Source organism: Flavobacterium sp. K77 (assembly GCF_021608205.1).
Classification (GTDB): Bacteria; Bacteroidota; Bacteroidia; order Flavobacteriales; family Flavobacteriaceae; genus Flavobacterium; species Flavobacterium turcicum.
On sequence record NZ_JAKIHO010000003.1, the window covers coordinates 95,741 to 117,234 of the forward strand.

Genomic DNA, 21,494 nt, shown 5'->3' on the forward strand with positions numbered 1-21,494 from the left:
CACTTGCAAATACAGAATCTAGGTGTATATTTGCACTCGCAATCAGGTAATGATAGCAGCCTAGTAAAATAGGGCGATTAGCTCAGCTGGTTCAGAGCACCTCGTTTACACCGAGGGGGTCGGGGGTTCGAACCCCTCATCGCCCACAAAAATTACACCTTCAGAGTCAATTGATTTTGGAGGTTTTTTTTTGGGAAAATTTTCTCTTCAAAATTATTCTAATAAAAAATAAGTTTCGACAATTTTAGGTATAAAAAAACCTCGCTTATCAAAGACAGCGAGGTTTGTTTTTAGGGCGTAAAAACTATTTTTTTGATTCTTCAACAGAAACTTTTCTAAACTCTTTTAAAAGTTTTTCTAGCTCTAAAGTAGATTTACGAGCTCTTGGTCCCGCAGCTTTAATACCTTTTTCAATTAGTGATTCAGATTCTGTTTTGAATGTTTCGAACTCAGCATTGATTTTTGCAACTAAATCTTTCATAATAATACTATATTAAATTAGGTCGCAAAAATAGAATTTTAGTCGGTAGTCAGAAATAAAATGTTGTTAAAGTTACTCTTACAAATCAGATTTTATGACTAGAAATCGATAACCATTTTTAAACTAGTGATTTAAAAAATTCTTAATCTTCCTTGTATAGCTTAGAATCGAATTGAAATTATTGTTTTTAATGTTCTTTTATGGCCTTAAAATAATAATTAAATAGCAATAGTAACTGTTTGCTAAGCGGTTTATGTTCCATTAAACAGTATTACATTGAGCTCAAAAGAGCTCTTTTCTCAGTTATAAGTTCAAATGTACTTGTCATTTTTTCTTCGCCATTTATTTGCATTGAAAGTTTTTGCGTTCCCGGATAAAATTTTCGAGTGGTTATAATTTTAAAACTTTGCTTGCGAACAATTGTCATTGTTTGATTTGGTTCAATGATTCGTTCAGTAATTTTAAAAACCTTTTTTGAAAGTTGCTGGTTTTGTCTCAAATAATAAATAGCGTATTCTAAACGTACTGTTTGGGGATCATTACTATGATTACAAACCGAAAATGAAAATTCTAAATAATTTCCTATGGCTACAATTGGGTTATGGATGCGAAAGTCAGATACTGATATTTGTGATGCATCAAGACCAAAAAGCTTTAAAACGGCTTGATTTCCTTGTTTTAAAAGTGTGCGGCAACCATGTTTAATTATTCCATCGGTTTCTTTTGATATTCCTTTCCAGTTTTTTGCAATTTCGATACAAATTTCTGGATTATCTTTCGCAATATCATTTAGATTGTTGGCAACACTTCTTCTGACATATTCAGATGGATCTGTTTTCAATTGATGTAGAATTGGTAGAATTGGTTCAGGATTTTTCTTGAGTTTTGGCAATGCAGTTGCCCAAGGTAGTCGAGGTCTACAACCCTCAGAAGCCAATCGCCTAACATGGTGGTTTGATGACTGAGACCATTGCTGCATTATTGCGATAGTTTTGTCAAAATCATTATTTAAAAATTCACGAATTGCAAATTCTGACGATCCAAACTGAGTGTAATAGGACAAGGCTTCCATTGCAATTTCAAAATCATTCAGACCAAATTGTCCCACATAATCTGGAAAAATTAGCGTGGTATAGCCAGTAGGCATGTTCGGGATTACTTCATTTAAAATTCTTATGGCTTCTTTAAATTCAGAAGGGAGATGACCTTTTAGGACTCGTGTTGTATGCCGTAAGCGTTGATTTAGAGATCTACTTTCGATGCCCTCAGTCACTTCAGCTAAAAATTGCTTTTCATTAAATCGTGGATGAACCGTTTTAATTTGGGTTGCTAAAAGTTGATAGAATTTTAGATTAAACATTTCTTTCAATTCGGCTGCCATATAATGCTATTTGTAAAAATTAGTAACTTCAAAGATAGCATTAAATAAAATTAAGTTGTTCGGAATTCCATATATCAATTTGATTGTCGCTTCCAAACTTTGACCAATTCATACCATAAAACGGAAATAGCTCCAACTCCAAAAGCAATGCATAGTTGTTTCAAATTAAGGTGTTCCAATTGAAAAAATTGGGTAAGTGGTTTTAAATAAAGAATCAAAGAGGTTATGGCAATGGTAACGCCGATAATGATGAAAACCAAATTGTTCTTATATCGTAAGGTCGTAAAAATGGAATAATAAAACGAGCGGTTAATTAAAGTTAAAAATACATTTGAAGTAATTAAAACCAAGAAAACCATTGTTCGAGTTACGTTTTCATTAAAAGATTGATATACCGAAAACTGATATACTGATAACGATCCTACAGTTATAATTAATCCCTGTACGATACTGGTAGAAAGTTCTCTCCAGCTGAAGAAGGTCGTTGTAAATGGTCTCGGTTTTTGTGACATCGTATTCTTTTCCATGGGTTCATTTTCATATACGATAGAGCAAGTTGGTCCCATTACTAATTCTAAAAAAATGATATGAATAGGAGAGAAAATATTAGGGTACACCCAGCCGAATGCCAAAGGGATAAATACAGTTAGAATTATGGGAATATGAATGGAGATGATAAACTGTATTGCTTTTTTTAGGTTGGCAAATATCTTTCTACCCATTGCAATCGCAGCTACCATTTTTCCTAAGTCATCGTTTATCAAAATAAGTGAAGCGGCTTGTTTGGCAATTTCGGTACCTTTTTTACCCATTGCTATACCGATATGAGCTGCTTTTAAGGCGGGTCCGTCGTTGACACCGTCACCAGTCATGGCTACAATTTCTTTATTTAATTTAAGGGCGTTGATGATTTTTAGTTTGGCCTCGGGAAACATTCGAGTGAACAAATTGATTTCGGAAACTTGTTTTTTGAGCTCTTTTGTGGACAATTGCATTAACTCGTCGCCCGAAATACTTTTTTCATATCCGATAAAACCAATTTGCTTGGCAATCGATGCGGTAGTTTCAGCGTTGTCACCAGTAATAATTTTTACTTTAATTCCTGCTTTATAAAAATGTTGTAAAACCAGATGGCTATTTTTCTTGGGCGGATCATAAAAAGCTACTAAACCCACGAACTCAAATTCAAATTCTTGTTGGGTTTTAGGATAATTTTTTCCTTTAAAATTTGCTTTTCCAACGCCTAAAATCCGATACCCTTCAATTGATAATTCCTTTATTGCATTTAAGATTACCGCTTTTTCATCTTTTGAAAGTTTTGAAATGGCCATGATTGCCTCCGAAGCGCCTTTGGCAGCAATAATTCTTTCTCCGCTTTTGTTTTCAAATATATGAGTCATCATAGGAGGTTTGCCTGACAACGGATATTCATGAATCAATTTAAAATCAGGTCTTTCATCTTTTGAAACAACTTTAGAAAAATTTTCGTGTAGTGCAATTTCCATGGGGTCAAAAGGAACGGGTTCACTTGCCCACATCGAGATCGAAATTAATTCTTTTTCATCATCGGATAATTCATTTAGTACATCAGTAATCTTTTGAGATTTTAACGTAAAAATTTTTGCTAGACTCATTTTATTTTCGGTAATCGTTCCTGTTTTGTCAATGCAAATTACAGTAGCACTCCCTAAGGTTTCAACGGTTTTCATTTGTTTGACGATAATTCCGTGTTCCATCATGCGCCATGCACCTAGCGCCATAAATGTGGTAAACGCAATGGGAATTTCTTCGGGTAAAACACTCATTGCAAGCGTTAATGCTTTGAGTAAACTATCTAAAATATTATTAGAATTGTAAAAGTTAATCATCCAGACAATTAAAAAAATAGCAGCGCCTGCGATAGCCATTTTTTTTACAAAATTGCCAATTTGAATTTCTAAGGGTGTTTTTTCTTCTTCAATTTGCTCTAAACTTTTTCCTATTTTACCTAATTTGGTTTCACCGCCAATGGCTGTAATGGTTGCTATTGCTAGCCCGCTTGCTACTGTTGTTCCTTGATAAACGGTTTTGTCTTTGGTCGAATTATCTTTGTTAACCGCCATTGATTCCCCCGTAAGGATCGATTCGTTTACAGAAAAATCAGCAGCATATTCGATTATTCCATCGGCTGCAATAGCGTTTCCTTCTTCAATTAGCAAACTGTCACCTATAACTAGTTCTTCTGTTTTAATTTCGGTGACGTTATTGTTTCTAATGACTTTGCATTTGGGTTTTGTAAAATCTTTCAATTTTTCTAAAGCGTTGTGACTTCTCGCTTTTTGATAAGATGAGATAACAGCAATTAAAACAATAGCTGAAGCTAAAAAGATACCATCTGAAATTTTTCCGCTAATAAAATAGATGCTCGAGGCTGCCATTAGCAAGAGCGTCATCGGATCTTTAATAATTTGGATTAAGCCTTTTAAGAAAGGATTATCTTTTTTAAATGTTGTTTTGTTCTGACCATATTTTTCTCTTGCAGCGTGTACTTGTGCTGAAGATAAACCTGCAATGTTATTGTATTTATTGGCTGGCATAAGGTAAAATTTATTGTATTCGCAGAATTGATGGACTATTTTTTAGTACAACTGTAATTTGATTTCACAATTATTGAAGTCCATAGCTGTTTTATAGATTATCATCATGGATTTTATTTAATTGCTGCCATTTTGATTGATCTAAGGTTAGGGTGTCAATATCTGTTGTCCATTCTATGCAGGGTAAAATAGAATGTATTTGTATAACCCGTTTTGTGTGACTAAACGAAAAACGATCGGCACGAAATTGTAAATTGATAGTTTTGTTTTGATCACTTTTATTTTGAAACAATATGGTTTGTGTTTTCCAGTCGGCACTCCAAGTTAAAAAAGCTTTGGTTGCAATTGCGATTGCTATTACTTTAAAGGTAAGTATTTTAGACCAGCTAGTTTGTAATTTGTTAAAAAAATGAGCTACGATAAAAACGAATGATGAAGCTGAAATAAGATCAAAAAAGTAGTGTACCCGGTAATCTGTGATGTGAAGATTTGTATACCGATTTAGCAATACGATTGTACTTGAAAAAACAAAAACGAAATACAACGATACACGAGAGTTTTTCATTTAAATATTTTTTGCTTTTGAAGTCGAAACCTGCAACATAAAGTTTGCAGTATCTGCATCAGCCGATATACCATACCCATCAACGAGAGTCCCTTTTTCACCAGTAATGCCCTCGATAGCGTAAAGAATGGAGCTATCATCAGGATTCGATTCGCCTTCAAAGCGATAAAAATGTTTAATCGTAACTTCCTCAGGCAAAAAATGAGTGTTGGTTTTTAATGAAACTAAGTTGTTACCAGTTACCTCAAATTGCGATCGAAAGCCTAACTTTTCTATGTCGGCCAAGACGGTAATCAAACTGTCCATGTTTATTTTTTCCATAATTTATATTTTAATGCGCTGGCAGCGTGTTTTACCAAATAGTTCGGGTGTCCTTGTAATGGCTGTAGGTTTGCAATCTAGTTGCAATACTATCAACAATACTGTTTTGTTCGTCTAGTTGCACTTCAAATAATTTGCACTGTGCTATATTGTAAGGATCTAAATTGTGTACATTAGACTTTTGATGGTATAATGCTTTCTCTTCTTCTAAAATGGTTGCTAACTCATGAACAACAATTTCTCTATTCGTGACTTTTTTGTCTTCAGTTATTTCCATTTTTGGTTAACGACTTTAATGATTTCATGAAAGAACAAATGTGGGGTAAATGGATTATTCTGGTAATGACTTTAAACACCTAAAACTATGATTTACATTACATTTTTTATTGTTTAAAGAGATTTAGGTAATACAATTACAACCTGATTTTTGGTAACCTCCGAATCTTCAAATGAATTGAAATTTTCGATGGTGATGCGCGCAATGGCATGTAAGGCTTCTTTAGTAAAAAATGCTTGATGTGGCGTAATTAAAACATTATTAAAAGACATTAATCGCTCTATTTGATCGTCAGGTACCACAACATTCGATAAATCTTTAAAAAAAAGCTGCTCTTCGCCCTCGTACACATCAATACCTAAATATCCAAGTTGTGCTTTCTTTAAGGCTTGAATCACATCGACAGTATTTAGTATTGCGCCACGACTTGTATTTATAAGCATTACTCCTTTTTTTACTTTTGAAAAAGCAGCCGAGTTAAATAAATACTTTGTTTTACTATTCAAAGGGCAATGAACGGAAATAATATCCGATTGTCCCAAAAGCGTATCGAACGAAACATACTGAACACCTTTGTCTTTTAACTCTTTAGATTCCATCAGGTCAGTGGCAATAACTTTACAGCCAAAGCCTAACATTATGTTACAAAACGCAGTTCCTATTTTGCCTGTTCCTACGACGCCAATTGTTTTACCAAATAGATTAAAACCCATTAAATTTTGAAGCAAAAAGTTGTTTTCTCGCACTCTGTTGTAAGCTTTGTGCGTTTTTCTATTTAATGTTAAAATCAGTGCAACGGCATGTTCTGCAATTGCTTCGGGAGAGTAGGCAGGTATGCGCAATACTTTCATTTTGTGTTTTGCTGCCGTTTCTACATCTACATTGTCATAACCTGCGCTACGAAGTGCAATATATTTTACGCCCGCCTTAGCAAGTTGATGAATTACGTTGGTATCTAGTTTATCTGTTAATTGAATACACACCGCATCAAAATCCTTCACTGTGGCAACTGTTTCTGTATTGAGCGGTATTTCAAAATAAGTCAGTTGGTGTTTGGCGGCTTTATTGTATAAATCTAAATATTCACGTTCGTAATATTTGGTGCTGTAGATCGCTATTTTCATTTTGTAATTGATTAGATGTTAAATTGTAATAGGTAAAACGGTTTCATCTTTTGCATTTACCAATTCAGTATTTTTCATTACGAACCAAACCGAATAGCTTATGGGAATTGTAAAATAACACCAAACAGAGATAAGATAGCTTTGATAAAAAACAGCACCGACTCCATAAGAAAACAAGATCAATACACCCAAAATTCGCATTTGTTTGATGTGTGAAACAAAGCAAGGAGCAATTGTAGCTATTCCGTATAAAATTGATCCTAAAAGCCTGAACTGTTCAGGATAAGGTTGAATATAAAGGATAGTCGATTGGTGTATTTGTGCATGAACACTGTAATTACAGAGACAGTACGCTAAAAAGCAGGATACTATCAAACCAATTCCCACAAGAATACTTAGAATTATTTTTCGACTCTTATGTTTTTCTAAAAATAGAATAGCAATTGGAATGTACAACGGCCACAAAAGCTGAGTAAAATTGAGATGTAAAAAAACAGTGCTTTTTTGAAGCAAGTGTAAATTAGAAAAGGGTAGTGCCAACCATAGAATTCCTTCGCAGAATTGCTGAATGCATAATACTATGGGAATTGTAGCAAATAATACTTGTGATTGATATTTTACTTTTTTTAAAGAAAAAACACCAAAAAGTAGTAATATGAAGCTTAATCCGAAACTCACAAATGCGTATAAAAACATAGACTCAGTTTTATTGTTTGGTTTCAGTTAATGTTTTTATTAAAAAAAACTCCCCGAAAAAATTCCAGAAATTTTCGGGAAGTCAGCACAGCTACTAATCAATTAGAGATGAGTATTTCTTGAGAAATACATTTTTATACCCTCTAATTTTTCAATCAGAACTGTTTTTTTCTAAGTTGTTCCATCTTTAGTTAATTGCTAGTAACGGCAGACGCTATTTGTTTTTTAGGTGCTGCTTTTTTAGCTGTTGTTGTTTGCTTTTGCTCTTTTTTTACAATGTCCTTCTGTGATTTTTTTGCAGTAGCATCCATTTTTTTGGTGATTGTTTTAGCCATTTTTTTAGCAGTAGCATCGATCTTTTTCATCATTTTTTTTGCAGTAGTATTTACAAATGTTGCTGCTGCCAAAGCCGATGTGATTTCGGCTGTCATTTTTTTTGAGTTTGTTTTCATGATTGTTGTTTTTTGTAGTTAATTTTTATGAGTTCGCATCGATAGCATTAATTCATCTTTCATTTATTGGTGTGCTTTTTTCCTAAGTGATATTACTTTTTAAAAATTTGATGCTAATGAATAATTTTTAAAATTTTACTTTTAGTCACGTTTACAAGGTGTTTTTTATTTTCGATTTCTTCTTTGTAAGTTGCTATGGTGAGTCGTGCCATCAAGTAACTCACAGTTGATTCGGCACCTTGATTCAAATTAATGTAATCTTCTTCTAAACCATCATAACATCCGCCTGTGCAAGGATTGTACATAATTTGGTGTAAATGATTGTTCCCCAAAAACCAACTAAAAGCAGTTTCCATTTTTTGTAAATAGTCGTTACTTTTAAATATTTCGTAAAATTTAGCAAGTGCTAAAATTGTATAGGCCACATCAATTGGTTGTTCACCACCAATAGCAGTATTTTCTGCTTTGTGGCTGTGTAGCCAACCTTTATTAGAAATTACTTTGATACTATTTTTAGTTATTGTTTTTGATACTAAAAAGTCGAAAGATTTTTTGGCTATATCTTTATAAATTAGTTCTCCAGTTGCTAAGTAAGCGCAAAGTAATGCTTCAGGAAGTATACTGTTGGCATAAGTTAAGTAGCTTTCGAACCAAGACCAATTTTCTTTTGATTCGTGTTTGTACATTTGAACCAATCGGTTAGCTAGCACTTTTAAAACTGCTGTATTTTTAAAATTCATCTCATTTTTAGTGCTGTAATAAATGCCTTTAGTGATGAACGCCATTGCTCGAGTAGAATGTATTTTTGTAGCAACGTTAAGAGCATTTTGCATGGTTTTCTTGGCCTCAATAAGCAATGCATTTGGTATCAAATCTTGCATTGAAATCAAAAATCCTAATGCCCAAATAGCTCTTCCGTTTGAATCTTCTAAATTTTCATCGTTTTGAGTAGTGAATTCTTTATTTTCATTTACGTAATTCAAAAAAGTACCGTCTTTTTGTTGACAAAAATCTATGAATTGGTAATATTGACTGATGTACTTTAAGTCGGTTTCATCCTTTGTTAATCGATAATGCTGGCAAAAAGCCACTAAAGCTCTGGCATTGTCATCTAAGGTGTAACCGCTATTTAAATCAGGTTTATTAATTACTGAAAATTGAATCATTGCAAAAGGCGTAGTCATATTTTTCAGGTGTTCCAAATTGATGGCTGGAATTTTGTAATGCAATCGTGATTTGGTATTAATCAATCTTGAAATCAACAAAGTATGCGCTATTGCAGCGTTTTCCCAAGCAGTTGGTGCCATTTTGTGAATGCCTGCGCTTGAAATTTCGCTTCGCAATGCCGTATTACCTAATAAAATAGCTGCCTGCTTTTGCAGTTGTGCTGAGTTTTCAAAATCGATAATGATGCCCCCTCCATCTTGAAGCAGTTCAAACGCATGCGGAATTGGTGTGGAGATAACAGGACAGCCGCAACTAATAGCATACGAAAACGTGCCACTCACTGCTTGATTAGGATCTTTTGAAGTAAATAAATAAATATCAGTCAGTTGCAAATAATCTAATAATTCGGCAAGAGGCAAGTAGCTGTTGATGAGTTTTACATGCGCTTGTATTCCTAAATCTTCAATTTTTTGTTCTAAACTTTTGCGGTAGGATTCACCTTCTTCTTTTACAACTGTTGGATGTGTTTTGCCTATAATAAGAAAAAGTAGAGTCGGATTTTTTTCTACCAAAAATGGCATTGCATTTAAAGTCGTTTCAATTGATTTTCCGGAACTCAACAAGCCGAATGTTGAAATTATTTTTCTGCCTGACAAGTTGTATTTGTCTTTCAAAATTTCTTTGTCAGCATGTTTTACCAAGTGTGTACCGTGCGGGATAACCGTAATTTTGTTTTTCGCAATTCCGTAATTGTTTTCTAACAATGCAGCCGAAGCATTTGTCATTACAATAAAAAATTGCACTAGCGACTCCATTTCGGCTATGTTTTGTTTCAAAAACACATCGGGATTGGGCAGTACGGTATGAAAAACTAAAATGATGGGTTTGCGAATTGTTTTCAAAAATTGGATGAAATCGGCTTCATTGTTTTTAAACAAGCCAAATTCATGTTGCACAATGACTACTTCTATAGTTTTGTTTTCGTTTATATTTTGAGCTAGTTTTTGGTAAGAAATCGGATTAGTGGTATCTAAAACATAGCTGACCTCTGCAGGATATTCATGCTTGTGATGTTGTGTTTCAAGCGCTGCGATTTGAATATCGAAAGTATTTTTGAATTTGTTGTTTATCGATCCAATTAAATCTTGGGAATACGTAGCTATACCGCATTCGCGTGGCGGATAAGTGGTGATAAACAAAACTTTTGGCATTTTCTTTTTTTCAAGAATTGGCTTTGCTTTTAAACCAAAAGATTTTCTGTTGTTATCTGAATAGGTATTGTTACGATTGGTTTTAATTTTATTTAGCATCTTGAGTGGTATAAAGTAATAGTTCGTTGATTAATCCTGATAATGATACTGATGCGCAGGCAATACGCTCATCAGCAGCTCCGTAATAGATGTACAAAATGTCATCAAAAACTGCTGCTCCTGTTGGGAAACAAACGTTATTTACTTCGCCTTTTAGTTCCCATTCTACCTGAGGGAAGAATAAAGGGTAAGGCAAACGTGCAAGCTCGATTTTAGGATTCTCTAAATCAAGTAATGCGGCACAAGCCGAATAGATATATCCATTGATTCCATCTTTCACTCCGTGATAAATGAGCAGCCAGCCTTGAGGAGTTTCAATAGGAGGACAGCCACCACCTACATAACTAACTTCGTGGTCAAATTTGGAACTGAGCACCACACAATCATTAAAATGTTTTAAATATTCTTGATAAAAGGTAGCTGTTAAATGTTCTAAATTATCAACACCAACTACAATTTGTATATCAGGTTTAATGCGGTGTAAGAAATAAAACTTGCCCTCAATTTTTCTAGGAAAAAAAATAACGTTTTTGTCCCAAACTAGTGATTTCTCCTTGTCTGATTCTAAGATACCGATATGCTCATTATAGCGAAAATATTTGGTATTAATTGGACTAGTATTTTCTGCTAATTTATCGAACTCGGCATACGTTATTTGCGGAACAATGACTCCTTTTTTTTCAAAATGAATTAGATCTTTAGAAACCGCTAGACAACCTAATGCATTTACACCATCAAAACCGGTGTAGGTGAGATAATAAATATCTTCAATTTTTACAATTCGAGGATCTTCTAATCCATGACTTTCATAATCAAATTCGGGAATTAACAAGGCAGTTTTGTTCCTTTTTACCATTGACAATGGACCTTCAAGCTGACAATAGCCAATAGTGGAGTGATTGCCAATTCTTACGGCTCGATAAAATAGGTGGACAAAATTACCTTCTCTAATTGCTGCGGGATTCAGCACACCTTCATTTTCAAAAGGCAATGAGGTTTTATTTAATATGATCCCTTCTTTTTTGACTTGTATCATTTGCTTTGTAAAAAAGGGCACTTCCCTTTGATAATTGATTTTTTTCGATGAAAATGGAACTAAACATTTTATTTTTAGAGAACTAACAGACTTTTGTTTACTAGTTTTTTAAACAATGATGATTTATTAATTGCACTCACAATTTTTGTCTTGACATGAACAGTGATTGTTTGCAGCTTTTAGTTTTTTAATTTTTTTCCCCAATGTGTTCATCAAAATTGTGGTTGTCATTGAGGTCAATATGATGGCATAAAAAAGTACTTTCATAGCAGTATGATTTAAATTATTGGTTAAAAATCGGGAAGCATTAAACTCCCCGATATTTATGGTTTAGTCAATATAAGAATAGTCGTATTCTACCTCAAGCTTGTTATCAACAGTCCAAACTCCTGGTGTGTTCCAAGCAATTTTTCCTGCTTCCTCTTTTTGGTATAAGGAAGTAACGTTCCCAGTTAAAATAATTTTACTTCCTTCAGCTTTCACATGAATGTCTTCGGCATTGATAGACCAGTGACGTTCAAGGGCTTTTTCAACATCTTTTTTCTCGATCGCATCTTGAACCTCCGATTTGATTTTGATGTGATTGGCAATACCTTTTACGCCTTGCAAGTAATTGATCGTACTTTTTGCAGCTTCTCTTTGATAGTTCCAAGGGAGTTCTCCTTCAAGGGTAACCCAACCATTTTCTACCTTTACCTGTACTTTATCCTTTGGAACGGACCAACTTTCGTTTAATGCCTTTAGGACTTCTTCGGCAATTTCGCTGTCAGTTTTAGAATAATTATTGTACTTAATGGTAATGTTTTCGACCACAGCTTTAACACCTACAACATTTTTTGCAGCATTTTCAGCTTCGGTCTTTTTAAAATAACCATCAACAACACCCGTAAGCGTTACGATACCGTTTTTTACAATGACACCTATTTCAGCTGCCTGCAAAAGGGGTTGAAATTTAATGGCATCTTGAACGTCTTTTTGTAATTCTTCATTTGTTTTCATCGAAAAAATATTTAATTACGTTTCTAAAAGTCGCTTACCTTAAGAGACTTTAGATTGTTACTTTAAGCAAAGTTGAGGCTCTTTATGTGAGTATAAAATGATGTGACCCGTTGTTATAAGTGATACCAAACACTTTAAAATAAAAAAATCAGAGTACTAATCTCTCGGTAGAATTATCTATTTAGGTAGCTAGTTTTGTATAGGTTTCAAAGTATTATTAAATGTTGAGGTTTATTATATCAACCTTGGTATTGCTATGTGATCCATTAATAAAGAACATGTAAATTCAATCAATAAAAAATGACAACACATGATGTACACCGCTACTATATGTGACATGCATCACTTTTTAAACCATAAACGTACTAATTGGCGTACCTTTACTTATAATCGATACTTTTTGGTTACCCAATAGTTATGAAAAAAGCTTCGCTAATGCATGCTCTTATACATAACGCCATTGATGGAATCATCACTATTGATGAAAATGGAATTGTTGAATGTATTAATCCAACAGGTTGTAGGTTATTTGGCTACACTGAGGTTGAGGTACTAGGAAATAACATTTCTATGCTAATGCCCTTACCCGAAAAAGAATCACATGATTTTTATTTGAAACAATATAAAAACACTGGTAAGGCTCACATTATAGGAGTTGGAAGAGAATTGATTGGAAAAACTAAAAACGGAACACTGTTTCCATTTAAATTAGGTGTTAGCGAGGTTATTTATGCCGATCAGAAAATTTTTGTGGGCTTTATACACGACCTAACACAGCAAAAAATAGATGAAGCACGCTTAAAAGAATACGCTTCGCATCTTGAAGAGTTGGTAGCGCAACGCACAAAAACACTCAATAAAACAATCAAGGCATTGGAGAGATCGCGCGAAAAAGTACGTCAAACCTTAGAAAAAGAAAAAACACTTAGTCACTTAAAAAACAGATTTTTATCGATGGCCTCGCACGAATTTAGGACTCCATTGAGTACCGTGCATTTGTCAGCCTCGTTGATAGAAAAATATGCTGAAGCTTACGGTAACGCCAACATTACGAAACATGTGGGTAAAATAGTCAATGCCGTGACTAACTTAACAACAGTGTTAAACGATTTTCTTTACATAGAACAGTTGGAAATAGGGAAGGTAGTACCCAGAGAAACTTGTTTCGATTTGGTACAATTGGCCAATGAAATAACTGAAGAAATGCAATTATTAGCCAAGTCAAAACAAAAAATAATATATACACATTCTGGCGAAGACCAAGAAATTAATTTAGATAAAAACTTACTAAAAAACAGTTTAATTAACCTTATTTCAAACGCGATAAAATATTCTAATGACACGAGTTGTATTGCATTTACAACTGAGATTAACGCCCTAAATTGCATTATAAAAGTAAAGGATAACGGAATTGGAATTCCTATTGAGGACCAACCTCATTTGTTTGAACCTTTTTTTAGAGCCCATAATACAGGAACTATTCCCGGAACTGGTCTTGGCTTAAACATTGTAGCACGATACATCGCCTTAATGCGCGGGCAAGTAAGTTGCACTAGTGCTACTGGTAAAGGAGCAATATTCACTCTAACATTTTCAAAATTATGAGCAAAATAGTAGTAATAGAAGACAATAACGACATACGCGACAGTATAGTTGAAATATTAGAATTGGCGAACTATGAGGTAATTTTGGCAAAAAACGGAATCGAAGGCGTAGAAATCGTTATGGCTGAAATACCCGATTTAATTTTGTGCGACATCATGATGCCTGATTTAGATGGATATGGAGTTTTGTACTTACTTGCAAAAAATGATAAAACTTCGTCAATTCCTTTTATTTTCATAACTGCAAAGTCTGAAAGAACAGATTTACGAAAAGGCATGGAAATGGGAGCCGATGATTATTTGGTAAAACCTTTTGGACGCTTAGAATTGCTAAATGCTGTTGAAATCAGATTGAATAAAAAACATAAAGAGCAACATTTGCATTTACAATCCTTAGAACAAGCTCCCTTTAGTATCTCTAAAAATGGTGGTTTGGCTGAATTAAGTAAATTGATTTCAAAAAGTCAAAGTAGAATTTTTAAAAAAAATCAAGTAGTTCATTATGAAGGGGATAGTCCATTGGGAATTTATTTAGTACTGTCAGGAAAAATAAAAACCACAAAAATGACTGAAGACGGACGCGAGTTAATAACCGCTATTTATCGACCAGATGATTTTTTAGGAGCCAATTCGGTACTGTCCAATCAATTGTATAACGATACTGCAACGGCTTTAGAGGAGAGTCATTTATGTTTTTTTTCAAAGCAACAGTTTGATGAATTACTACGATTGTATCCTGACGTGTCCAAAAAGTTTCTCAATATTTTATCCAATGAAATACTTACTAAAGATTCTTCTTTACTACAATTGGCCTATCAATCTGTAAGAAAACGAATTGCAGAAGCTATTTTAGACTTGTTTAAACACGATACTACCATTCGCATCAGTAGAGACGATCTAGCGGCACTAACCGCCACCGCTACCGAAACAGTAAGTCGTACCTTAACCGAGTTTAAAAACGAAGGTTTAATTGAAAAAAAAGGAAGTATTTTAAAAATTATCAATATTGATAAAATCACTAAAATGCGCAACTAGTTGTGAGTTTATAAAACTTAAACGGCCCAAAATCATTTGATTTTGGGCCGTTTAAATAAATATGTTAGCAATCTAAATTAATTAATTTTAGGATTGATTTGCTTGGCTTTTTTGATATAATAAAAAGCAAAACATACTGCAAGAATTAGTGCAATTACAATCAAGTTGTCAATGGGTGCAGCGGGCACGTCTTGTACATCCTCAGGAAATTCCTCTTGAGCAAGTAGGGTGTAGGCAGGACATATTAATAATGCCGCAGTTGCTAATGTATGTAAACGACTTTTTAGTTTCATGATGGGTCTTAATTAAAATAAGAGAGTCCTTATTTGATAGTTATTTTTTTAGTTAAGTTCATTCCTTGATTGCTAATTTTTACAAAATAAACTCCTTGAGGAAGCTCTCTGTTAAGCGATACATTTAGCATAGGTTTGGCTTCTGTTTCTTGTTGGTATACCAATTGTCCTGTTACGTTGATCAATTGGATTTGCAACGCGCCTTGCATCATTGCAGGGAGTGTTAAGCTAAATTGATTATTTGTAACTGGGTTTGGATACAATACAACTTGCTCTGCAATAAAATCGTCATTACTCAATGTTTTGTTTTGGAATGTGATTTTAAAACGATCGCTCTTATATGAAGCTGCATTTGAAGTAGTAACAAAACTAATATCAGTAGTTGCAATCGTTGTTAGAGGAGTTGTAGTTCCTAAAAAAGTATCTACCAAAAACGGACTTACAGTTGGTTCAATATTTGAAAACTTTGCGCGGAAACTGTAGTTTTTATTCGCTTGAAAATCTTGTAAATTCAAAAATACTTCATCTTTCTCTCTAACAGGTCCACGAGCGTCTATAGCCCACATTTTATTATTATTAGCAATTGAAATATTCTCAGTTCCTGTGCTTAGTTTGGTAACATCAGCATTATCAATTGCACTGTTAAAAGAAGCATCAAAAACTGCAACAGTTGCATCAATTGGGAATCCACCTGCTGTCAATTCACTTGTTTCGTATACGCTCAAGTTCAGTTTTGCTATTGGGTTTTGTTTCGTTCTAAAAATAGGAGTTAAGTTAGCGGCACCCACTTTGTTAATTTCTTGAAAAGTAAGTGTTCCAGGAATTCCTAATATGCTGTTTTGTACAAAAAAGGCTTGACCAGGCTGGATGTATTGGTTAACATTAGAGGCGTTATTACTAGAACCACTCAAACTATTGTACACCACATAGCGTCCTCTTTGTGCAGCAGTTCCCATATTAGGATCCCATACGTAATAAGAATCTGTTAATCCTACTTTAGTCAACGCATTCCAATCTACGGTATTTACATACGGGTTACCTATTAAGCTATAACCGTTTGTTACCAAATTACTTGTAGCATTTAAAGCAATGGCCGATACACTATCAAAAATTACAGGTCCTGTAGTTAAAGTACCTGTTGCGCTCAATGTTACTGCTGCATTCATAGTGGGAGCAGAGGTGGTGTTGATGTTTACATTACGGTCTCCACGTACCAAAAGGCGATAGCCTTGTCCAGCTTGCAAATTAGTCGCATTGGTAGAGGTTACAGCGCTCCAACCACTTCCGGTGGCTTGATTGTTATTATAGGTAAACAGCGATGTACTTCCTGTTGCAGTGGCATCAAAACCATTGGCTCCAGTTGAAGAACCTGTAATGTGTGTACCCAATTGCCAGTTGTTGCTGATAAAGTTGGTAGTTGTTACTCCAGGACTTAAAAAACGGAAAGCTCTTTTGCCTTGCGGAATATAGCGTTCTACTGTAACATTGGTAGCCCCTGTTACTAAACCAGTTACTTGACCTATAACAGCAGATCCTGTCGCATCTGATTTTAAAGTAACTTGACGATCGTTTAAAGCTAATGTACCTTCAACGGTTATACTTGCAGTTGGGGCTATCGTTAAAGTTCCCGTTCCCGAAACTGTTACTGATTTTGTTGCAGGTACGGTATACGCTACATCTAAAACAAGATTACCTGAAGGAATTTCAATATCTAAACTACCGTCTGGAACAAGGTTGTTTGACCAATTACCTGCTGTAGACCACGAGTTATTTACTGCACCAGTCCAAGTGGCGGCGCAATTGGCGACGGTTACTACAACTGCTGTACGAGGACTTTCGCAATTGCCAACCGTTTGCGTAGCATAATAAGTACCCGAGCTAAGAGTAGTGCTTGATGATAACACCGTTGTACCAGTCTCTGTTGCGTACCACTTAATATCTTGGCCCGTGGCCACCAAATTAGTTACAGTAGGATTTGCACTGCTACAAAAGGATTGAGTAGCTGCCGTTGGTACAGCAGGTTGTGCACAGCCAGAAACCATGACTCTGTTATTGATACCATTAGATGAAACCGCAACAAACCTGCCATTACCAAAGGTTATACCTTGCCAATTATTATCAGCGGCAGAAGTTCTCGAGGTCCAAGTAATACCATCAGGGCTGGTCATAACTCGATTGCCTGTTCCATTATTACTGACGGCCACAAATAGACCATTACCATAAGTTACTGCGTACCAGTTATTGTTTACTGCTGCAGTTCTTGAAGTCCAGGTAATACTATCAGGACTAGTCATAACTCTATTAGTACCATCAACTGACACTGCTACAAAAAGCCCATTACCATGAGTCACCGAAAACCATTGATTATTTACCGCAGCAGTTCTTGAGGTCCATGTGATACCATCCGGGCTGGTCATGACCCTATTTGTTCCATCAGCTGACACTGCTACAAAAAGCCCATTGCCATAGGTTACATTATACCATGTATTATTTTCAGCAGCGGTTCTACTAGTCCATGTAATGCCATCGGTACTTGTCATAACGCGATTATTAATGCCACTGCTTGAAACTGCTACAAACATCCCATTCCCATAGGTTACAGAAAACCATGAATTAGTTGATGCTGCAACTCTTGCAGTCCAATTAATTCCATCGGGGCTTGTCATAACTTGGTTTATACCGCTAGTTGCAACTGCCACAAAAAGCCCGTTTCCATAGGTTACAGAATACCATGGATTATTTGCTACTGCTGTCCTTGGTGTCCAAGTAATGCCATCAGGGCTGGTCATAACTTGATTATTAGATCCATTTGAAGCCACCGCTACAAACAGTCCGTTGCCATAAGTTACAGAACGCCACGAAAAATCTGAAGCATTGTTTATTGCAATCCAGTTAATCCCATCGGTACTACTCATTATGCGATTACCTAAACCTATATCTCCAAATGCTACAAAGCGACCGTTGCTGTAAGTAATAGACCGCCAATAATTTAATGTTAATGCCGTTCTTGAGGTCCAAGTAATTCCGTCAGGGCTGGTCATCACACCATCGCTTGTACCATTTCTTGCTACCGCCACAAATAGACCATTTCCGTAAGTAACTGAAGTCCATGCAGTATTTGTTGCAGGTGTCTGTAACGTCCAAGTGATTCCATCCGTACTCGTCATTACTAGGTTATTTGTACCACTATTTGCAACAGCTACAAAAAGCCCATTGCCATAGGTAACAGATTGCCATGAATTGTCTGCTGCTGATGTTCTGCTGGTCCAAGTAATACCGTCAGGGCTAGTCATTACTCGGTTATTAATACCAGAGGTTGCAACTGCCACAAATAGTCCGTTACCATAAGTGACAGACCTCCAGTTATTATCAACTGCTGCGTTACTTGAAGTCCAAGTAATACCATCAGGACTGGTCATGACTCTATTACCTGTTCCTGAACTTGCTACTGCCACAAATAGTCCATTGCCATAGGTAACCGAATTCCAGGAGTTATCGACAGCTGTGTTTCTTAAGGTCCAGTTTATGCCATCAGGGCTGGTCATTGCTCGGCTTCCTGCAGTTCCAGAATTAGCCACTGCCACAAAAACTCCATTTCCGAAGGTTACCGATGTCCAACCATTATCAGCTGCGCTATTGCGCATTGTCCAGGTAGCGCCATCAGGACTAGTAGCCACGCGCTTACCTAATCCATTATTAGCTACAGCCACGTAAAGACCGTTACCATATGTTACAGATTGGTAACTTAAATCAGTACCTTGATTGATACTTTGCCAATTAATTCCTTGACCAGTCACAAAATTGGTACTACAGAGTACAACAGTAATTAATAAATATCTTAAAAATTTCATGTTAGTTGTTTTTTACATAAATGATTATTAATTGGATCTTAAGCGAGGTTGACAATGTTCCTTTGCAGAAAGTAAGGGAATACCCTCTTTTCAGGTTAGTGAATGCCGTGGTGTTAATCGTTTGGGATTTGTAATTGACTTATCGCCCAAAAACGATATGTAACAATAAAGTAGTTTTTTAATTTTCATAGTTTTTGTTGTTTAATGTTGTTAATAGTAAATTTAGTGTATTAAATGTTGCTAATGAATTATAATTCAGCGAATTGTTTATTGTAGCATATAAACAATACAAAAATGATTTATCTTTTATTACTAACCAAATTTTAAAGCATTTATTTCTTACTTAATCTATTAAAAAGCGCATTTAATCGATAAAAAATGTCTTTTAATCGATTTTATAGAGGTGCGAGCAGCCAAAAAGTTATTTTCTAGTATATACTCAAAAAAGATATATTCGCTTGATAAGTTGTAATACTGTATAAGTTTTAATGAAGTAGTTAGATGAATTCTACCATTTTTATTTAAAGTATAAAAAAGGAACTAAAGACCTTAATTCGATGCTGGGAATAAGATTAGAAATGGCATCCAAAAAAAATGAAAATCAAATAAATAGTGCGGTTACATTAAAAAAAAGAGAGGTCATAGACCTCTCTTTAAAGCAATTTTTTAATTTAAAATTAGTTTTAATTAATTGGAAAATAATCTACCCAATCTAGCGATTTTATGGCTGTTACTTTGTTGTCTGCATTCATACTAACGCGTAGTTCTTTATTGGCTACTTTTTTGGTATACTGAGCCTTGTATCTGTAAATAGTAATTTGATCCGCTTTGTTAACGTAAGCTTCAACAAATTGCAAATCAATAAAAGAACCATAATATTGTCTAAAACGAGTGCAGGTTTTTGTCAATCGTGCTTCGGTTGTATTTTTAATAACTGAGGCAGTAGCTTCTGCAGTAGTAAAAGGTTTGAATTTTGAAGTGTTACACGTCATCAAAACGCGCTTTCCTAAATCATATGACTTGTTTTTTTGATTGTCGTTTAGTGCTGCGGTTGGCAGCTTGACATTTTTACCTTCCTTAATTTCAGGTACAATTACTGTTTGCTTTGTTTTACAACCAATAAAGAGTACAATAGCGCACAATACAAGTATTTTTTTCATCTTAATAAATTTTAAGTAAAAGATTTGGATCTGGACAGTTTTCTAAAAAATGCTGAAGATCTTTACTATTGCATACTCCTGGATAATCTCCTGATGCATTCGGGATTTCTTTAATAATTTGAAAATGTAAGTGCGGAGCATAATCACCATTAACACTCGCATCGCCCAAAGTAGCAATTTGATTGCCTTGTTGAACTGAATCGCCAATGGCAATATGACTAATACTTTCTAACGATAAATGCCCGTAGAGCGTATAAAATTTATGTTCCTCAATTTGATGCTCTAAAATTATGGTAGGGCCATAATCTCCTAAACCGGTGTTGTAATTGAAACTATGAATATGTCCGTCTAAAGGCGCTAAAACGGAAGTTCCCGCTTTTATCCATAAATCCAAACCAAGGTGTATGTTGCGCTCATCAGTAGTTTCATCATTGAATTTTTCACTTCGCTTGTACAAATTGCGTTTTTCATTGTAACCACCATAAGCTACTTTGGCATTGCGCTTTTGCAAAAGGTTTTCGATATAAATTTCAAAATCGGTTGAATTACTATCTTTAATGTGTTCTAAATCGGTATTAGAAGGGGATAAGTCTAGTGGAGTGTAATATTGGTAATCAATTGAAGCGTCAATTACTTTGATGTTATTTAATTCTTGAAATAGGGATTCTAAGGTTTTCATGCTTTGTTTTTTATAAAGTTTAAATTTAAATAAAAAATGCCAACATAAAAATTTACGTTGGCATTATAACATTTAATTTAGATTTTATTGTTGCAGATTATAAGTTTAATTGAGCTATATACTCTTATAAAATCAAATCTATCTCTATTTTACAGCTAATAAATCTACAAATTCGATAACTGGATCTTGTGCTAATAATGTTCCAGCATTTGCCATTAGGGCTTCGGCTATTTTTCCCGCTAAATGCGCTTTTCTTCCTTCTTCGGTTTCAAAAGTATCAAAAATTCCAAAGGTAGAAGCGCCAATTTGCCATCCGTACCAATTTACGGTTTCAGGTTCATCAAGAACTAACGGCAAAGCGCTTTTTAAGAAAGCTGCAACTTCTTCTTCTTTGCCAGGTTTGGCTTCTAATCTTGCTAATAATGCAAATTTTTCCATGTGATTTCTTTTTTTATTAAAATTACGGCTTTAAATGATAACTCCTATT

General features: G+C 34.8%; 19 protein-coding genes and 1 tRNA gene. 3 read left to right on the top strand and 17 right to left on the bottom strand.

Features of this window, described 5'->3' with window-relative positions:
• Positions 1–71 precede the first annotated feature (71 nt).
• A tRNA-Val gene (locus L1S34_RS07680) sits at positions 72–146 on the top strand.
• 158 nt (positions 147–304) lie between these two features.
• On the opposite strand, the gene L1S34_RS07685 is transcribed toward L1S34_RS07680, so the two are convergent.
• The 12 genes from L1S34_RS07685 to L1S34_RS07740 form a co-directional block, all read right to left on the bottom strand.
• Positions 305–481, bottom strand: a complete 177-nt coding sequence (locus L1S34_RS07685) for a histone H1 (RefSeq protein WP_166134531.1) — start codon at positions 479–481, stop codon at positions 305–307.
• A 271-nt stretch (positions 482–752) separates the two neighbouring features.
• Positions 753–1,862 (bottom strand): DNA alkylation repair protein, encoded by a 1,110-nt coding sequence (locus L1S34_RS07690; protein ID WP_236363519.1) that lies wholly within the window; start codon positions 1,860–1,862, stop codon positions 753–755.
• Positions 1,863–1,936: 74 nt separating this feature from the next.
• A complete protein-coding gene (locus L1S34_RS07695) occupies positions 1,937–4,438 on the bottom strand; it encodes a cation-translocating P-type ATPase (protein WP_236363520.1) in 2,502 nt (833 codons plus the stop codon).
• A 91-nt stretch (positions 4,439–4,529) separates the two neighbouring features.
• The gene (locus tag L1S34_RS07700; protein WP_236363521.1) at positions 4,530–5,003 is read right to left on the bottom strand and encodes a hypothetical protein; all 474 of its coding nucleotides are present in this window, start codon (positions 5,001–5,003) and stop codon (positions 4,530–4,532) included.
• Positions 5,004–5,324 (bottom strand): phosphoribosylpyrophosphate synthetase, encoded by a 321-nt coding sequence (locus L1S34_RS07705; protein ID WP_236363522.1) that lies wholly within the window; start codon positions 5,322–5,324, stop codon positions 5,004–5,006.
• 31 nt (positions 5,325–5,355) lie between these two features.
• The gene (locus L1S34_RS07710) at positions 5,356–5,601 is read right to left on the bottom strand and encodes a hypothetical protein (RefSeq protein ID WP_236363523.1); all 246 of its coding nucleotides are present in this window, start codon (positions 5,599–5,601) and stop codon (positions 5,356–5,358) included.
• 113 nt (positions 5,602–5,714) lie between these two features.
• Positions 5,715–6,725 carry a 2-hydroxyacid dehydrogenase gene (locus L1S34_RS07715; RefSeq protein WP_236363524.1) on the bottom strand — a complete coding sequence of 337 codons (1,011 nt, stop codon included), beginning with the start codon at positions 6,723–6,725 and terminating at the stop codon, positions 5,715–5,717.
• A gap of 18 nt (positions 6,726–6,743) precedes the next feature.
• Positions 6,744–7,421 (bottom strand): DUF6629 family protein, encoded by a 678-nt coding sequence (locus L1S34_RS07720; RefSeq protein ID WP_236363525.1) that lies wholly within the window; start codon positions 7,419–7,421, stop codon positions 6,744–6,746.
• 191 nt (positions 7,422–7,612) lie between these two features.
• A complete protein-coding gene (locus L1S34_RS07725; protein ID WP_236363526.1) occupies positions 7,613–7,873 on the bottom strand; it encodes a hypothetical protein in 261 nt (86 codons plus the stop codon).
• A 113-nt stretch (positions 7,874–7,986) separates the two neighbouring features.
• Positions 7,987–10,350 (bottom strand): glycosyltransferase, encoded by a 2,364-nt coding sequence (locus L1S34_RS07730; protein ID WP_236363527.1) that lies wholly within the window; start codon positions 10,348–10,350, stop codon positions 7,987–7,989.
• Complete coding sequence (locus L1S34_RS07735; RefSeq protein ID WP_236363528.1) at positions 10,340–11,386, bottom strand: pesticidal protein Cry7Aa; 1,047 nt, start codon at positions 11,384–11,386, stop codon at positions 10,340–10,342. The genes L1S34_RS07730 and L1S34_RS07735 overlap by 11 nt, the downstream gene beginning before the upstream one ends.
• A 330-nt stretch (positions 11,387–11,716) precedes the next feature.
• Positions 11,717–12,385 (bottom strand): BON domain-containing protein, encoded by a 669-nt coding sequence (locus L1S34_RS07740; RefSeq protein ID WP_236363529.1) that lies wholly within the window; start codon positions 12,383–12,385, stop codon positions 11,717–11,719.
• Positions 12,386–12,820: 435 nt separating this feature from the next.
• On the opposite strand from L1S34_RS07740, the gene L1S34_RS07745 reads away from it, so the two are divergent.
• Positions 12,821–13,990 (top strand): PAS domain-containing sensor histidine kinase, encoded by a 1,170-nt coding sequence (locus tag L1S34_RS07745; RefSeq protein WP_236363530.1) that lies wholly within the window; start codon positions 12,821–12,823, stop codon positions 13,988–13,990.
• On the top strand, positions 13,987–15,024 hold the full coding sequence (locus L1S34_RS07750) for a response regulator (RefSeq protein WP_236363531.1): 1,038 nt from the start codon (positions 13,987–13,989) through the stop codon (positions 15,022–15,024). The genes L1S34_RS07745 and L1S34_RS07750 overlap by 4 nt, the downstream gene beginning before the upstream one ends.
• A gap of 77 nt (positions 15,025–15,101) precedes the next feature.
• Here the strand turns inward: L1S34_RS07750 and L1S34_RS07755 are convergent, their stop codons facing one another.
• The 5 genes from L1S34_RS07755 to L1S34_RS07775 all read right to left on the bottom strand — a co-directional run bounded on the left by L1S34_RS07755 (position 15,102) and on the right by L1S34_RS07775 (position 21,445).
• Positions 15,102–15,317: a hypothetical protein gene (locus L1S34_RS07755; RefSeq protein ID WP_236363532.1), complete on the bottom strand. Its 216-nt coding sequence runs from the start codon at positions 15,315–15,317 to the stop codon at positions 15,102–15,104.
• A gap of 29 nt (positions 15,318–15,346) precedes the next feature.
• Complete coding sequence (locus tag L1S34_RS07760; RefSeq protein WP_236363533.1) at positions 15,347–19,168, bottom strand: T9SS type A sorting domain-containing protein; 3,822 nt, start codon at positions 19,166–19,168, stop codon at positions 15,347–15,349.
• A 683-nt stretch (positions 19,169–19,851) separates the two neighbouring features.
• Entirely contained in the window at positions 19,852–20,328 is a 477-nt protein-coding gene (locus L1S34_RS07765; protein ID WP_166134503.1) for a hypothetical protein, read from the bottom strand.
• 1 nt (position 20,329) lies between these two features.
• Positions 20,330–21,007, bottom strand: a complete 678-nt coding sequence (locus tag L1S34_RS07770; protein WP_166134501.1) for a peptidoglycan DD-metalloendopeptidase family protein — start codon at positions 21,005–21,007, stop codon at positions 20,330–20,332.
• A gap of 144 nt (positions 21,008–21,151) precedes the next feature.
• Positions 21,152–21,445, bottom strand: coding sequence for a putative quinol monooxygenase (locus tag L1S34_RS07775; RefSeq protein WP_166134499.1), 294 nt, complete (start codon positions 21,443–21,445; stop codon positions 21,152–21,154).
• Between the last annotated feature and the right edge of the window lie 49 nt (positions 21,446–21,494).